At 44.5% G+C, this 16,045-nt stretch carries 15 protein-coding genes, 1 tRNA gene and 1 pseudogene; 15 read left to right on the top strand and 2 right to left on the bottom strand.

Annotation, left to right across the window (positions count from 1 at the left end; genetic code table 11):
• Positions 1 to 304 precede the first annotated feature (304 nt).
• Positions 305 to 574 carry an oxidative damage protection protein gene (locus WAK81_RS00085; RefSeq protein WP_422195173.1) on the bottom strand — a complete coding sequence of 90 codons (270 nt, stop codon included), beginning with the start codon at positions 572 to 574 and terminating at the stop codon, positions 305 to 307.
• 11 nt (positions 575 to 585) lie between these two features.
• Complete coding sequence (gene argH / locus WAK81_RS00080; protein ID WP_422195172.1) at positions 586 to 2,016, bottom strand: argininosuccinate lyase; 1,431 nt, start codon at positions 2,014 to 2,016, stop codon at positions 586 to 588.
• Here argH and WAK81_RS00075 point away from each other — a divergent pair.
• The 15 genes and pseudogenes from WAK81_RS00075 to WAK81_RS00005 all read left to right on the top strand — a co-directional run bounded on the left by WAK81_RS00075 (position 2,007) and on the right by WAK81_RS00005 (position 16,038).
• Positions 2,007 to 3,161 carry a sensor histidine kinase gene (locus WAK81_RS00075; RefSeq protein ID WP_422195171.1) on the top strand — a complete coding sequence of 385 codons (1,155 nt, stop codon included), beginning with the start codon at positions 2,007 to 2,009 and terminating at the stop codon, positions 3,159 to 3,161. The genes argH and WAK81_RS00075 overlap by 10 nt on opposite strands.
• Before the next feature lie 69 nt (positions 3,162 to 3,230).
• Positions 3,231 to 3,971 (top strand): LytR/AlgR family response regulator transcription factor, encoded by a 741-nt coding sequence (locus WAK81_RS00070; RefSeq protein WP_422195170.1) that lies wholly within the window; start codon positions 3,231 to 3,233, stop codon positions 3,969 to 3,971.
• A 108-nt stretch (positions 3,972 to 4,079) separates the two neighbouring features.
• Entirely contained in the window at positions 4,080 to 5,003 is a 924-nt protein-coding gene (hemC, locus tag WAK81_RS00065) for a hydroxymethylbilane synthase (RefSeq protein ID WP_422195169.1), read from the top strand.
• A complete protein-coding gene (locus WAK81_RS00060; RefSeq protein ID WP_422195168.1) occupies positions 5,003 to 5,782 on the top strand; it encodes a uroporphyrinogen-III synthase in 780 nt (259 codons plus the stop codon). Before hemC ends, WAK81_RS00060 begins: the two co-directional genes overlap by 1 nt.
• Positions 5,779 to 6,618 (top strand): hypothetical protein, encoded by an 840-nt coding sequence (locus WAK81_RS00055; protein WP_422195167.1) that lies wholly within the window; start codon positions 5,779 to 5,781, stop codon positions 6,616 to 6,618. Before WAK81_RS00060 ends, WAK81_RS00055 begins: the two co-directional genes overlap by 4 nt.
• Positions 6,619 to 6,624: 6 nt before the next feature.
• A pseudogene (locus WAK81_RS00050) lies at positions 6,625 to 7,807 on the top strand (heme biosynthesis protein HemY).
• Positions 7,808 to 7,815: 8 nt separating this feature from the next.
• Positions 7,816 to 8,244 (top strand): acyl-CoA thioesterase, encoded by a 429-nt coding sequence (locus tag WAK81_RS00045; RefSeq protein ID WP_422195166.1) that lies wholly within the window; start codon positions 7,816 to 7,818, stop codon positions 8,242 to 8,244.
• 141 nt (positions 8,245 to 8,385) lie between these two features.
• Positions 8,386 to 8,712 carry an H-NS family nucleoid-associated regulatory protein gene (locus WAK81_RS00040; RefSeq protein WP_026055760.1) on the top strand — a complete coding sequence of 109 codons (327 nt, stop codon included), beginning with the start codon at positions 8,386 to 8,388 and terminating at the stop codon, positions 8,710 to 8,712.
• A 182-nt stretch (positions 8,713 to 8,894) separates the two neighbouring features.
• Entirely contained in the window at positions 8,895 to 9,638 is a 744-nt protein-coding gene (gene gspN / locus WAK81_RS00035; RefSeq protein ID WP_422195165.1) for a type II secretion system protein N, read from the top strand.
• Positions 9,638 to 10,492: a type II secretion system protein N gene (locus tag WAK81_RS00030; RefSeq protein WP_422195164.1), complete on the top strand. Its 855-nt coding sequence runs from the start codon at positions 9,638 to 9,640 to the stop codon at positions 10,490 to 10,492. The genes gspN and WAK81_RS00030 overlap by 1 nt, the downstream gene beginning before the upstream one ends.
• A gap of 38 nt (positions 10,493 to 10,530) precedes the next feature.
• Complete coding sequence (gspD, locus tag WAK81_RS00025) at positions 10,531 to 12,792, top strand: type II secretion system secretin GspD (protein WP_422195163.1); 2,262 nt, start codon at positions 10,531 to 10,533, stop codon at positions 12,790 to 12,792.
• A gap of 62 nt (positions 12,793 to 12,854) precedes the next feature.
• On the top strand, positions 12,855 to 13,514 hold the full coding sequence (locus WAK81_RS00020; protein ID WP_422195162.1) for an FHA domain-containing protein: 660 nt from the start codon (positions 12,855 to 12,857) through the stop codon (positions 13,512 to 13,514).
• 79 nt (positions 13,515 to 13,593) lie between these two features.
• On the top strand, positions 13,594 to 14,262 hold the full coding sequence (locus WAK81_RS00015) for a phosphoglycolate phosphatase (protein ID WP_422195161.1): 669 nt from the start codon (positions 13,594 to 13,596) through the stop codon (positions 14,260 to 14,262).
• A 108-nt stretch (positions 14,263 to 14,370) separates the two neighbouring features.
• Positions 14,371 to 15,864, top strand: a complete 1,494-nt coding sequence (trpE, locus tag WAK81_RS00010; RefSeq protein WP_422195160.1) for an anthranilate synthase component I — start codon at positions 14,371 to 14,373, stop codon at positions 15,862 to 15,864.
• A gap of 98 nt (positions 15,865 to 15,962) precedes the next feature.
• Positions 15,963 to 16,038, top strand: a tRNA-Thr gene (locus WAK81_RS00005).
• The last annotated feature ends 7 nt before the right edge of the window (positions 16,039 to 16,045 follow it).

Below are 16,045 nucleotides of genomic sequence, written 5' to 3'. Positions count from 1 at the left end.
TTTCTAGAGTAGCGCCTACATACATTTTGAAGGTTGATATTGTGGGTAGTGGAATAGTCTGGAGGTCAATAGAAAAAATCCTGTTACAGGCTTTTTTAACTGTTAAAACTGGTCACTTCGCTTGGTTTATAGAAAAATAAGGCAATGCTAAATAAAAAAGAGTCTCAAAAGAGACTCTTTTTTATTTAATGCCTACACGCAGTAAAGCAGCTTGTCTTGCAGAGAAATAAGGCAGTACCTTATTTTTTCACTCGAAGCATAGCTTCTCATTTTGCGTTCGGGTGGAGCGGTGCTCCACTAATCCTCACTCAGGCTTTAGGCCTTCAGCTTTTTCTAGAGATGCATCATTGTTAAAGAACTTTTCACGCTGTTCTTCAAGAAACTTTTTTGCATCAGGTTCAAACACATTTAAACGCTTTTCATTAATCAGCGTGGTCTGGTGTTTTAGCCATTCTTGCCAAGCCTGTTTCGACACGTTATCAAACAGTTCCTGACCCTTTGGCCCTGGGAATGGTGCAAAGTCTAAGCCTTCCATTTCTTGTTGATACTTACGGCAAAATACTTGTCGAGACATATCGATCTTCCTTAAGCGTAAAGGTTTTCTAGGCGAGTGTAAGCACGTGCAATCGCAGCTTCAACCTGAGCAGGTGCAGTACCACCAATGTGATTACGTGCATTCACCGAGGCTTCAAGGGTTAGGGCCTTTTCAAATACGTCTGCCTGAATCAGGTCAGAGAACTGTTGCAGCTGTTCAAGGCTAAGTTCAGAGAGATCTTTACCTTCCTGAACGCCGAGTGCAACCGCTTTACCTACAATCTCGTGTGCATCACGGAAAGCCACGCCGTTTTTCACCAGGTAATCAGCCAGATCAGTCGCAGTTGAGAAACCACGTAATGCTGCTTCGCGCATTTCAGTAATGTTTGGAACCAGTGCAGGAATCATGTCAGCAAATGCCATGAGTGAACCACGAACTGTGTCGATGGCATCAAATAATGGTTCTTTATCTTCCTGGTTGTCTTTGTTGTAGGCTAGTGGCTGGCCTTTCATTAAAGTCAGCAGACTCATCAGGTCGCCATAGACACGACCGGTTTTACCACGTACCAGTTCAGGTACATCCGGGTTTTTCTTCTGCGGCATAATGGATGAACCAGTACAGAAGCGATCCGGAATGTTGACGAATTTGAATTGCGCTGAAGTCCATAGAATCAGTTCTTCGGACATACGCGATAAATGCATCATGATTAAAGATGCAGCGGCATTAAATTCAATTGCAAAATCACGATCCGATACTGCATCTAAAGAGTTTTCAGCAACTGCTTCAAAACCTAACAGCTCAGCGGTATAAGCACGCTCAATCGGGTAAGTCGTTCCCGCAAGTGCAGCAGAACCGAGTGGCATACGGTTGACACGCTTACGGCAATCAATCAAACGCTCTGAATCGCGTACCAACATTTCAAACCAGGCCATCAAATGGTGACCAAAAGTCACTGGCTGAGCGGTTTGCAAGTGGGTAAAGCCCGGCATGATCGTATCAGTATTTTTAGCCGCCAGGCTTAAAATACCTTTTTGTAATTTTTTCAGTAATTCCAGGATGCCATCGATTTCATCACGCACATAAAGACGGATATCTGTCGCCACTTGGTCATTACGGCTACGACCGGTATGCAGTTTCTTGCCAGTAATGCCGATACGCTGAGTCAGGCGTGACTCAATGTTCATGTGTACATCTTCTAAATCAATGCGCCATTCGAATTTTCCTGCTTCAATATCGGCTTGAATTGCAGTCAGACCTTCAATAATGTCATCGCGTTCTTGATCGGTCAGTACGCCCACTTTTGCCAGCATGGTTGCATGGGCAATCGAGCCTGCAATATCTTGTTTATAAAAACGTTGGTCAAATTGAACAGATGCTGTAAATTCAGCAACAAAAGCATCAGTCGCTTCAGAGAAACGACCGCCCCACATACCCGAAGTCTGGGCTTGTGATGGATTAGAGGAATTAGAAGATGTGGTCATGTCGGCTCAATCAGATTAAAAGCAGTAGAACGAAAAAGAGTATAACAAATTCAAAGCCCATTGCCGAAGTCACATCTGCTCAATCTTTCGCATCGATGAACGAACAAACGCAAAATTCCTATTTTTTTAGCCAGATCGGCAATTTGCACTATTTGCTGGAACTCTTTGTTGGCGGCAATATTCTGGCCATGATTCTGGCGCTCGCAGAAGCGCAATCCTGGCATGCTTTAAATGGTATGCACCTGCTGCAATATATCCTGTATATCAACTGGGTGCTGTTATGTTTTGCAGCATTGGTCGAGCTGTTCCATCAGGCCTTTCAGCGTATGGGCATTAAACTGGCCTTGATTTCCGGATTTTTACTATTACAGGCAATTGTGTTGTTCACCACGGTAAACCTGAATATCTTGATACATTTTGGACAGAATTTTAATTTTCAGGATTTAAACCTGGCGATTGCACTGAATCAGGCCGGACTCCATTTAAGTCTGGGAATTTTGCTGGGAACCTTCTGTTTTCGCTACCTTTACTTGCGTGAGCAATGGGAGCAGCAGCAGCATAGTGAGCTGAATGCCCGGATTCAGGCCATGCAGGCGCGGATTCAGCCGCATTTTCTGTTTAATAGTATGAACAGTGTGCTCAGCCTGATCAGTATCGATCCGGATAAAGCCGAGCACATGCTACTGAATTTGTCACGGCTGTTTCGTGCCAGTTTTCAGGAATTAAAACTGGTCAGCCTGAAGGAGGAAATTGATCTGTGCCAGCGCTATCTGGAGATTGAACAGATCCGTCTAGGTGAGCGTTTACAGGTCGAATGGAAGTTAGAAAACAAAGACTTATACTCACAAGTTCAAATTCCATTATTAACTTTACAACCCTTGTTAGAAAATAGTATTTTCCATGGAGTTGAAAAAATTCTCACAAAGAGTACCATAAGCATATTGGTTGAAATATTGCAAAATCAAATTAATATCATCATAACGAACCCTTATGCACAGGATAATAAAACTTTAAAAAAGGGACATGGTATTGCAATAGAAAATGTCAGACAGCGTCTGCAAGCTTATTATGGACCCAGTGTGACTTTTCAAACCTTTGCCGGCGAAGGGATGTTTACGACGGTAGTGCGATATCAATATAAATAAAAATAAATCAAAGAAATCGCAGTTAGCTTTATCATTCATCTGATGATGTTAACTGGGTAAGGAGGAGAAATGGACATCCTGATTTGTGATGATGAGCCTTTGGCCGTCGAGCGTTTATCACGTTTGGTCTCTCAACTGGGGCATGATGTGGTGGCGACAGCAAGCCATGGCCGTCAAGCGATTGATCTGGCTCACCAATACGAACCCGATGTCATTTTATTAGATATTCAAATGCCTGAAATGAATGGACTAGCTTGTGCGCAACATTTGCGTCAACTGGATCCAATGCCGGCCATTGTCTTTTGTACGGCCTATGACCAACATGCGCTGGATGCATTTAAATCAAATGCCGAAGGCTACTTGCTTAAACCGGTGATGCAACAGGAATTGGCACAGGTTTTAGAGCACTTAACTAAACTTACCCAAGCTCAAATGAGCCAACTAAAACAAAAAGAAAATATGGACGAAATCAATATCAGCCGCCAGCAGATTGCGGCAAAGACCTATCGTGGTGTCGAATTGGTGCCAGTTGAAAATATCTATTATTTTCTGGCGGATCAGAAATATGTCACTGTGCGTCATAAAAACGGCAGTGTATTGATTGATGAAACCTTAAAGGAGTTAGAGCAGGAGTTTGGGAACCAGTTTATCCGGATTCATCGTAATGCCTTGATCTCGGTGCATTATCTGGACGGTCTGGAAGTGGTGAGTTCAGGTCAGTATCAGGTACGTTGTCGTGAGCTGGAAGACCGTTTAGCGGTTAGTCGGCGACATTTACCGTTTTTACGAGATCGGATTCAAAAGCTTTAGCAGGGGATGAATGAGAGCATTCAGTTGAAACTTGTATAAATTCACTTGCATTTTCAAGTGAGCAGGTTAAGTTTAGACTATTGTTCTCATTTACTGTTATTGAAATTTATGAAGACCCTAAAAATTGCAACTCGACAAAGTCCACTTGCGCTTTGGCAAGCGGAACATATCCGTGCGCGCCTACAAGATTTGCACGCTGGTTTGCAGGTCGAGTTAGTCACTTTTGTTACTCAGGGCGATAAAATTCTCGATACGCCACTGGCTAAAATTGGTGGAAAAGGACTGTTTGTAAAAGAATTAGAAGCCGCTTTACTGGATGGTCGTGCGGATCTGGCCGTGCATTCCATGAAAGATGTCCCGATGGCCTTGCCCGAAGGTCTGGGTCTGGCGGTGATCTGCGAACGTGAAGATCCCTTAGATGCTTTTGTGTCGAATACTTATGCCAGCTTTGAGGAATTACCACAAGGCGCCAAAGTCGGAACCTCAAGTTTGCGCCGTAAAACCCAGATTTTAAAACAGCGTCCAGATCTAGATATTATCGATTTACGCGGTAATGTCGGCACACGTTTATCTAAACTGGATGCAGGTCAGTATGATGCGATTATTCTGGCCAGTGCCGGTTTAAAACGCTTGGGTCTGGCAGAACGTATTCGTCATACTCTGACTCCTGAAATCAGTCTGCCGGCCGTGGGTCAAGGTGCATTAGGCTTAGAATGCCGTACTCATGATCAGACGGTGCTGGACTTGATTCAGCCCCTCCTGCATGCAGATACAGATGCTTGCGTACGTGCCGAACGTGCTTTTAATGCCTATTTAGAAGGCGGTTGTCAGGTACCGATTGCCGGTTATGCCACGCTCAAAGAGGGTGTGATTTCAATCGAAGGTCGTGTTGGCAGTATCGATGGAACAGTTTTACTCCGGGCACAGCATACTGGCAAAATGGCAGATGCGGAGCAATTGGGTGTAGAGCTGGCAAAAGGCTTGCTTGATCAAGGTGCTGGCGAGTTGCTGAAAGCACTCTATTCACACTAATGTTATTGATTAATACCCGCCCTAGTGATCGTGCTGCAGGCTTGACCCAGCAGTTACAGGCAGCGCAAGTTTCTGTTCTGGAATTGCCCTTGCTCGAACTGCATGCCATGCCTTATTCCGATGAGCTGTCGAGTTTGTATCAGCAGCTGCAACAGGCACAGATTATTGTGGTGGTTAGCCCGACGGCTGCCCAGATTGGCATGCAATATTTGCAACAGGCGGGAGTCGCGCTCTCGACTTTGGCACAGGTGCATTGGGTGGCAGTGGGTAAAGCCACTGAACAGGCATTGGCCCGCTATGGCATTCACAGTCATGTGCCTGAGGTCGAAACTTCGGAAGGCATGCTGCAATTGCCTGTGTTGAAGGAACTGGCTTTTGGCTCAGGTGTAGCCTTCTGGCGCGGAGAAGGCGGTCGTCAATTTATGATGGATCATTTACGTGCCAGCAATATTAAAGTTTTAAACTTTATTTTGTACCGGCGGCAATGTCCTGAAACAACGGCAACGATTTTGGCAGAGAACTTGGCGCTGCTTAAGACGCAGCAGCGTTTTGCAGTTCTGATCACCAGTGAAGCAAGCTGGTTAAACTGGCTGGCACTTATGCAGGATGATGCAAAGTTTATGCAGCACGCCTGTTATTTGGTTTTGGGGCCACGTTTGGCCACTATTCTTGGGGAATATCAACAGCAGCATCAGGCAAGTTTTCAATTCGTACAAATCGATGATTTAAACGCAAGCACGATCTTGCAGAAAATGGGGCTGATATTAGGGAACGCATGAAGAAACTATTCATTGTATTGTTCATCTTGAGTATGGCGTGGCTAGTCAAGCTCAGCTACGACTTACATGTTCTGAATAAAGCACAGACTGAATTCAATCAAAGCATCAATCAGTTACAGCAGCAAAATGCCAATCTCAATGATCAGTTCGTGGCTTTAAAACGCCAGATTTCTGTTCAGCAGGAAAGTGCTGGGGCTACTTCAGCGAAAGCGTCAGTAAGTGAAGCGGTAGCTAATGAAACACAGAATGATATTGCCTTAATACAGCAGCATCTGGATCTGATCGAATTTGCACTGCAACAGCAACAATACGCCACTGCAATAGAGAAATTAAATCAGTTATCCAATGAGCTGGATGATTATGTTTTAGCGCCTGCCTTGGTCCGCAGTTTGCAGCAAGTAATTGCGAAAGATCAGGACATGCTGAAAAAATTCGTGAACAGTCGATTAGTGCAGCAAAATAAAGTAAAAGAACTCTTGGTGCAGATGGATGCTGAAATTGAAAAAGAAATTCAGACGCCATATCGTCAGCGTCCAGAAACTCAACGCTCTTTCTGGCAGCGCTGGATTCAGATTGAATCCGCAGATCAGCCAAGCACAGTCCTGATGCAACGGCATCTGGTACTGAAAGAGGCCCAGTTGCGCTTGCTCATCGCACAGAATACCTTACAAAAAGACCAATCTGTCGCTTTTCAGCAAGCACTGAATGCCGTGATTGAAGTCTTGGAGCAATTGCCGGATGCACAGAGCCAAAAATGGATTCAGCAATTGAATCAAATTAAGGCCACCCCGATTACTCCGATTCCATTATTAAACACACGCACCCTAGTGGGCTAATTGCTTATGAAACAGATTCTGCTAGCCTATTTATTTGTCTGCTTACTTGGCATTGCGGGGCTGAGTATCCTGAGTTATGGACATGGGGCCGGCTATGTCTATCTGTATTGGCGCGAGTGGCAGTTGCAAACCACCCTCTGGTTTTTGGCCGCATCCTTGGTCAGTGTAAGTTTTCTGATGCATTGCATCTGGTATGCCATCAAGCAGTATCGCAGTCGTGAACAACGTAAAACTGAAACAGTATTTAGTTTTTCCCGCTTGCACCCTTATGAACAGTTGGCCGTGATCTGGTTATTAAACGCTGCGCAGGATCAGCGGGATTTTATTCAGCAGTCTTTTACTAAATCTGGCTTACTCAAACATATTATTGATGCGCGTTTATCTTGGGGACAACAGCAATATACCCATGCATTAACTGCTTTAAACCAATCCAATCCAATGGCATTTGAACTGGCAGAATTACAGCGAATTGAAATTTATTTATCACAACAGCAAGGTGAACAAGCACTTACCCATTTAGAGTTTTTAAATCAGCATGAATTATCGCCTTGGTTAATGCAGGTTAAAACAGCCTATGAGCAGCGCCTTGTCGCATTATGGGGGGTATTTGCCATGCAGTTTCCCTGGTTATATTTACGCTCGACTCAATATGGACATTTAGACCAAGAAGTAAAAAAAACATGGCTGGAACAATTATTACTGGCCTATGACCAAGCCACACAGGACGATTTATTTTATTTACAGCAACGTTATTTAGATTTAAAACCTCAGATATTTGATCGTGACTATTCAGTCAAATTATTATGGTTGAAATTATTATTTAGAATGCCAGAAATGAGTGCCGAGCATGAAGTGCTTGCGATTCATTTAATGGAACAGCAATTTAATCAGGATGTCTTTTATTTGTGGTTCCAGCAACAGTTATTGCGACAAAATCCAGATTATGATGCGATTGCACAACAGATTTCGCACTGGGAAGCCAAGTATCCGGCATTGCCGATTTTAAGCTTTGCGAAATGGCATGTGTTGCAAGCTACAGGCTATACAGATCAAGCTCAGCAACTGCTCGACTTATATCCGGATGAGTTATTTAAGAATTAAAGCTGCCTTACAAGATCGGGATGACTTGCTACAGCAGTTAAATGCAGTATTTGAATCCAATGTAAACTTTATAGAAATTAAAACTTGAGAATAATGATGTCAGAATTAAAACAATATCCAGTAGTGTATGAACAAACAGTCGCATGGGGCGATATGGATGCCTTTGGACATGTCAATAATGCCATGTATTACCGTTATGTCGAAAGTGCACGTCTAGCTTATTTAACCCAATTAGAAATTCTCACTGAATCGGTATCTACCGTAGTGGCATCCAATCAGTGCCGTTATTTAAAACCCGTGGTTTTTCCTGATCATTTAAAAGTGGCAGCACGTATTGAAGAAATCCGTAATAGTGCAGTTAGAATGCAATATGTATTATGGAGTGAAAAACAGCAAAGTATTGTTGCTACTTCAGAAGCAGTTATTGTCTGTGTCGATAAAAAGACTATGCAGAAAACAGAAATTCCGGAACATATTCGCGAAAAAATCAAAGCACTTGAATTAAGCGTTCAACATGAAATTTAAAAATGAATGAAGCATTTTATTTTGTAATTTTTTTTAAACTTTATTGTTATTGCTTTAAGGTTTTATATTGAATGTTTTATTTAATATAAATATGATGGGGCTATTATTTAATAAAATGAATAATATTATTTTTCGGAGAGCATTATGCCAGATATTACGCATTTATCAGTAGAAGAGTTAAAACGTTTACAAGCAGAAGCAGAGTCATTGATTGCTTCAAAAAAAGATCAAGAAATTGAAGACGCTTATCAGCAAATCTTGGCAGTTGCTGAGAAAGTTGGTATGACGGTTGAACAGTTACTTGAATTTGGTGCATCTAAGCGTAAGAAATCGTCACGTAAGTCGGTTGAACCGCGTTACCGTAGCAAAAGTAATCCGGACGATACCTGGACTGGCCGTGGTAAACAGCCGCGCTGGTTAGTGGCTGAATTGGAAAAAGGCGCAAAGCTGGACGATTTCCTGATCTAAGCCTTCATTTGATCTGGTCATTAGGCTGTCATACAGACAGTCTATGATCATTAAACCAAGCATACCTGCTTGGTTTTTTTATATCTATGAATTGGCGTTGGCAGAAAAGTGTGCATAATGTGTGGGTATAAGGGAAAAATTATAAATGGGGATTTGGACTTGAGCGATTGGTCGTGGTGGGGATGAGCAGTAAACCGAAAACTTTAAGATGGTTGATTCTTGCTCTTGTTGCATTTTTTATTTTTGTCGTATTACAAGTGCCAGCAGCGTGGTTAATTTCAAAATTTTATAAAAATAACCAGACTTTGCATAATGTAAACGGAAATATCTGGCAGGGAAGTGCGGACTGGAAAAAAGGCAATCTTCGGGGTAGTCTGAACTGGAAAGTACGGCCACTGGATTTGCTGTTGCTGCGGGTTGGAGCACATGTTGATTTGCATAGTGGCAATACCCAGCTTTCCGGGATCATGGCTTATGGTCTGAATAAGTCTTTGATTGTCAAAAATCTTGAAGGACAGATCGCTGCTGAAACTCTAAAAAAACTTGCAGACTGGCAATGGCCGAGTACTGCGATTCAGTTTAAAGATCTGGATTTTAAATATAAAAAAGAACAGGGCTTTAGTCAGGTGGCCGGGCAAATGCAATGGGCGGGTGGTGAGCTGATTTATACGTTTGCTCAGCGTCAGGAACGCATGAATGTACCTACCATGACTGGAAAACTCGCAGATGAAAGCGGACAGCTGTTAGTTGATGTTCGGGATAGTCGCGATCAACGCATGCTGAATATCAAGCTTGATCCGAGTCTGATGCTGGATATCCAGCTCACCCAGCGCTTTTTAATGAATGCACCTTCTTATGAAGGTAAAGCCGGATTAGATACCTATGTGATCAGTACGCGCCAACCCTTAATGGGAGGCTTGAACTGATGGCAGTTTCTCTGAATGATTTAAAAAATATTGACTTGAAGCAGCTCAATCGTGCTGCACCTGTTGTTTTGTTACTGCTCATTCTGTATTTATGCTGGAAGCTGGCGGCTTTGTTCTGGTTGCTAATCGCTCCACCACAAGCCATGCAGCTGGAGCGGGTTGAGCTGGGCTCGCAACAGGCACAAATTCCGAATATCGGTGCATTTTCATTGTTTCAGGAAGCTGGGCAGTCTGCGGGTGTGGTTGAAACGGCCAATATCATTTTACAAGGGGTGGTGGTCGCCAGTCCAAGTTATAACTCTTCGGCTGTACTGAAAATTAATGATCAGGTCGATCGTTATCGTGTCGGGGAAATGCTGGCTAATAGCGGTTTTGAGTTGGCTGAAGTGTATTGGGATCGGGTTATTTTACGTCGATCCACAGGTGCTACTCAAGAAGTCTTATTCAAAGGTCTGGAAAATGGCTTGAATCAGCCGATTGTGCCGGAAACATCAGCATCTTCAAGTTCAATGCCTACTATGCCTTCTAGCAGTAGTATGCCTGAGCAGCCTTCGCCACAGAATGAAATTGGTCGGGCCATCCAGCAGATGCAGGAAAACAAGGACCAGTATTTACAGAATATGGGGGTCAGTGCAGCAGATGGTAGTTATGAAGTGACTTCACGCACACCGGCTGCACTGCGTAATCGCCTGGGTTTAAGACCGGGCGACCGGATTTTGTCTTTAAATGGCCAGACGCTGAGCCAGGGACAGACCGAAGCACAATTACTGGAACAGGCCCGACGTGAAGGTCAGGTCAAACTCGAAATAAAACGTGGTGATCAGGTGATGACCATACAACAAGATTTGAAGTGATGTGTCATCACGCATAGGGTTAGGAAACACGAAAGTTTATGGCTTTATTTAATAATAATCGATCAGCATGGGCATTCTGTGTGGCCGCACCGTTAATGGCTGTGGTCAGTACCGCGAGTTATGCACAAACCTGGAAAATCAACCTTCGAGATGCTGACTTAACTGCATTCATTAATGAAGTGGCCGATATTACCGGCAAAAACTTCGCAGTCGATCCGCGGGTACGTGGCAACGTGACGGTCATCTCCAATAAAGCCCTGAATAAAAATGAAGTCTATGACCTGTTTTTAGGCGTACTGAATGTGAATGGCGTGGTGGCAATTCCTTCGGGTAATACCATTAAACTGGTTCCGGACAGCAATGTCAAAAGCTCAGGCATTCCCTATGATGCCAGAAGTCGTGCCAGTGGTGACCAGATTGTAACTCGGGTGTTGTGGTTGGAAAATACCAATCCCAATGACCTGATTCCTGCATTGCGCCCCTTGATGCCGCAGTTTGCCCATCTGGCGGCGGTGCCGGGGACGAATGCACTGATTGTGTCGGATCGCGCCAGCAATATTTACCAGCTGGAAACCATCATTCGCAATCTGGATGGTACCGGCCAAAATGATATTGAAGCGGTCAGTTTGCAATCGAGTCAGGCCGAGGAAATGATCGAACTGATTGAGTCCATGACAGCCACGGGTGCAGCCAAAGATGTTCGCGGTTCACGTGTACGTGTTATCGCAGATACCCGGACTAACCGGATTATTATTAAAGGTGATCCCACGACACGTAAGCGCGTGCGTCAAATTATTGAAACCCTGGATGTGCCAGCGGCAGACCGTCTGGGCGGCTTAAAAGTCTTTCGTCTGAAATATGCCAGTGCCAAAAATCTTGCAGAGATCTTGCAGGGGTTGGTGACCGGGCAGGCGGTGAACAGTAATGCAAACTCTGTCAGTACGTCTTCGAGTTCATCTTCGCTCAGTTCCGGCAGCAATTTAAATAATAGTAGTAACAGCAGCAATAACGGCAGTAATACTTCCTCCGGTATTCAATTGAATACTGGTATGAATACCGAGCAGGGCGGGATTAGCAGCTTTAGCGCGAACGGGGTCAGTATTATTGCAGATACCACACAGAACTCTTTGGTGGTAAAGGCCGATCCGCAATTGATGCGGGAAATCGAATCAGCAATTAATCAGCTGGATATTCGTCGTAAACAGGTGCTGATTGAAGCTGCGATTATTGAAGTGGAAGGAACAGATGCGGATCAACTCGGTGTGCAATGGGCCTTGGGTGATATCAGCAGTGGTATTGGGCTGGTGAACTTCGATAATTTTGGTACCAGTCTAAAAAATATTGCGGCCGGTTATCTCACTGGTGGTGGTGCAGGTGCTGCAAGTGCCGTGGGAGCAGGTAGTTCACTGGTACTTGGAGATTATCGTGAAGGGAGTGATGGTTCCCGACGTCTGTATGGCGCGATGATTCAGGCACTAAAAGAAACCACTAAATCCAATCTATTGTCTACACCGTCAATTGTGACCATGGACAATGAAGAAGCTTATATTGTGGTGGGTGAAAACGTACCCTTTGTTACCGGTTCGGTATCTACGGGTGCGGCAGGAGTGGCCAACCCTTATACCACCATTGAACGCAAGGATGTCGGGGTCACTTTAAAGGTAGTCCCGCATATTGGCGAAGATGGTACGGTACGCCTGGAAGTGGAACAGGAAGTTTCTGATGTCAAAGCCAGTAAAGGGCAGGCGCAGGATCTGGTTACCAGTAAACGTGCAATTAAAACCTCAATTCTGGCCGAACATGGACAAACCATTGTCCTTGGTGGTCTGATTTCAGATAATACCAGTTATGGACGCCAAGCGGTGCCTGGTCTGGGTGCAATTCCAGGCTTGGGACGTTTATTTCGTTCTGAAGGTAAATCCAATCAGAAGCGTAACTTATTGATCTTTATACATCCAACCATTGTGGGGGATAAAAATGAAGTGCGTAAGCTGACCCAGCAACGCTATAGTCAGCTATATAGTCTGCAACTCGCACTCGATTCAGACGGGAACTTTGCCAAATTGCCAGAAAGTGTTGAAGATGTGTATCAGCAGCGCATTCCGGTATCCAGAACGCCATTGCAAAACTCGACTTATCAAACTGTGCCGACCGCACCCGTTCAGGCACAACCAGCTAATGTAGTCGTCACGCCGGTAGCGATAGAACCGGTGATTCAGCGACAAGTGGTAGAACCCGTCCAGCAGGTAGAAAAAAGTAAAAATACCGTTACAACAACCACACTTAGACCCAAAAGCTAAGCCATTCGCATTTGCAGACAGCATGTTATGATAATGTCAAAGAGAACAGAGAAGTAACTTTCATGACTTGGAAAATACACGCGATTACAGGCGACTTAACAGGACAGGAAATTAGCATTGACCGTGACATGCTGGTGGGGCGTCATCAGGCTGCGGATATCGTATTGCAAGCTGCGGAAATCTCCCGTAAACATGCGGCATTTTTACTGAAGGATGATGCGCTCTGGGTGCGGGATTTAGGTTCATCGAATGGCACTTTCGTCAATGATGTGCAGATTGCGCAGGAAACCTTATTAAAGCAGGATGACATTGTTCAGTTTGCCAGCTTGAAATTTTCAGTACTGGCGCCTGCGGCTGCAGTAGAGGTTCCAGCAGAAATTGAAGCAACGGCAGAAAAAGTCGTGGAACAGGTCGAAGTAGCTGAGCCTACACCTGCGCAGCAAATGAATGATCAGGGAATGCCGGAACTGAAACATCGTGATGCTTCGGTGCAATTAACCCGTGATGGCATGCCAACCAATGTCGGTATTCCAAAACCGGCGCCTATTCCTGAAGGCGTGGACATTAGTGCTGTGAAACCAGAGCCTGCCTCAATTCCGGTTGAGCAGCCTGTGTCACGCGTAGAACAGGAAAAAGAAACCCAGAAAAATGTATCTGTAGGTTTGATTTCAGTGATTGTGTTGATTATTTTAGCAATTATGGCTTGGTTATTGTTCAAATAAGCCGATGATTGGTTACAATCAAGGCATGCACAGCGCATGCCTTTTTTTGTGGCTGCGAATATTATAAAAGAGGGTCGGGATGTCTATTGCACAATTAGAAAAGCGCGAACTGATCTTGTTTGATCTGGATGGTACCTTGGTGGATTCAGCACATGATCTGTATCGCGCCATGAATATGAGCCTGAATGTGCTGCAATTGCCTCTGGTGACTGAAGAGCAGGTACGGACCTGGGTAGGCAAGGGCACATCGATATTCTGTGAAAGTGTTTTGCAGCATCTGGTTGGCGAAGTTACGCCGGCACAGCATCAGGAACTCTTAACGACTTTTCTGGATATCTATAATGTCGATCCCTGCGTCGATACCGTTCCTTTTCCGGGAATCCTGAAATTTCTGGACTGGGCCAAAGCCCAAGGTAAAACCCTGATTTGTGTGACCAATAAGCCTGAACTTCCTGCCCGCAGTATTTTAGACACACTGGATATGGCTCATTATTTTGCCGATATCATTGGGGGCGACCGTTTTGCTGAGCGTAAACCGCATCCGCGCCAGTTGCTGCATTGTGTCGAACATTATGAGGTGAGCAAAAAACAGGTCTTGCTCATTGGAGATTCTTCTAATGATGTCGAAGCTGCACGCCGTGCCGGGATTGATTGTGTTGTAGTCAGCTATGGCTATAATCATGGTGAAAATATTGCAGATTGTCAGCCGCAGCAGATTGTGGGTGATCTTAGAGAATTACTTGCCTAATACGTGTACTAAGGAAAAAAAATGAATAGTTATCAGGTTTTTCGATGGCGTCGCTCAGTTCAATTTTATTTACATACTGAGTAACCCTAATTTAAAGAGAAAAACCGCATGACCACTCAAGCACAATTCCAAGAACTTGCTGCACAAGGCTATAACCTCATTCCTGTTTATCGTCAGCGTCTGGCGGATACCGATACACCACTTTCTATTTTTGCTCGGCTTAAACAGCATCAACAGGCTTATTTATTTGAGTCTGTAGAAGGAGGAGAGAACTGGGCACGTTATTCGATTATCGGACTAGGTGAATCTACCGTATTTTCCTGCAATGCGGGTGAGCTGACGGTACAGCATGCAGATGCTTCAATTGAAAAACAGCACTGTGCTGATCCATTTCAATATATTCGAGACTTTCAGGCGCAATTTAAGGTGCCTACCCAAGCAGAATTACCGGACTTACCGAGTTTTACTGGTGGGCTGGTCGGTTACTTTGGTTATGATGCTGTGCGTTATATCGAACCAAAGTTAAAAAATGTGCCTGAAGCGGATCCGGTCGGCTTGCCAGATATCTGGATGATGCTGTCTAAAACAGTGGTTGTCTTTGATAACTTAAAAGATACCTTGTTCCTGATTGTACATGCCGATGCCACTGATCCGGCTGCTTATGAAAAAGCACATGAAAAATTAAATGAATTAGAAAATATTCTTGCCACGCCCATCAGCCTTAAAGCTGAAAAACATACGCCGCCACATTTTGAGTCCCTCACCGGACATGACAGCTTCATTGCTTCGGTAGAAAAAGTCAAAGAGTATATTCGTGCTGGAGATGTGATGCAGGTCGTTCCTGGTCACAGGATGGTCTCTGATTTCGATGGTGATCCACTGCAGGTCTATCGCGCACTGCGTCACCTTAATCCTTCGCCGTATCTGTTCTTGGTGCAAGGGCAGACTTTGGAAAACAACACGCCATTCCATATTGTTGGCTCTTCACCGGAAATTCTATCCCGTCTGGAAAATGGTATTGCCACAGTACGACCGCTTGCAGGTACCCGTCCACGTGGCAAAACCAAAGAAGAAGATCTGGCGCTTGAGCAAGACTTATTATCCGATGAAAAAGAAATTGCCGAACATGTCATGCTGATTGACTTGGGGCGTAATGACGTGGGGCGCATCGCAAAAATTGGCAAAGTGCAGGTGACTGATCAAATGGTGATCGAACGTTATTCGCATGTGATGCATATTGTCTCCAATGTGCAGGGTGAAGTACGTGATGATGTCGATGCCCTGGATGTTTTTAAGGCAACTTTCCCTGCAGGTACACTTTCAGGTGCGCCAAAAATCCGTGCCATGGAAATTATTGACGAAGTTGAGCCGGTAAAACGTGGAATTTTTGGTGGTGCTGTTGGTTATTTAGGCTGGCATGGCGAAATGGACATGTCGATTGCGATTCGTACCTGTGTTATTCGCGAAAATAAGGTCTATGTCCAGGCTGGGGCAGGACTGGTTGCCGACTCAAATCCTGAATCTGAGTGGAATGAAACCCAAATAAAAGCTCGCGCAGTGATCAAAGCGGTTGAATTATCATCAAATGGTTTGATTTTATGAGTTTTTGACGTTTTTTTTGAAAAAAACACTTGCAAGGATTCTGAGTTTTGCTAAACTGCACACCGTTCCGATACGAAACGTACGAAACACTAGGAAACGCCGGCATAGCTCAGTTGGTAGAGCAACTGACTTGTAATCAGTAGGTCCACAGTTCGAATCCGTGTGCCGGCACCATCTTAGA

The organism is Acinetobacter sp. (assembly GCF_049284435.1).
Lineage (GTDB): Bacteria > Pseudomonadota > Gammaproteobacteria > Pseudomonadales > Moraxellaceae > Acinetobacter.
The sequence above is the reverse complement of the archived record's forward strand: the minus strand, read 5'-3'. Positions and strand labels throughout refer to the sequence as shown.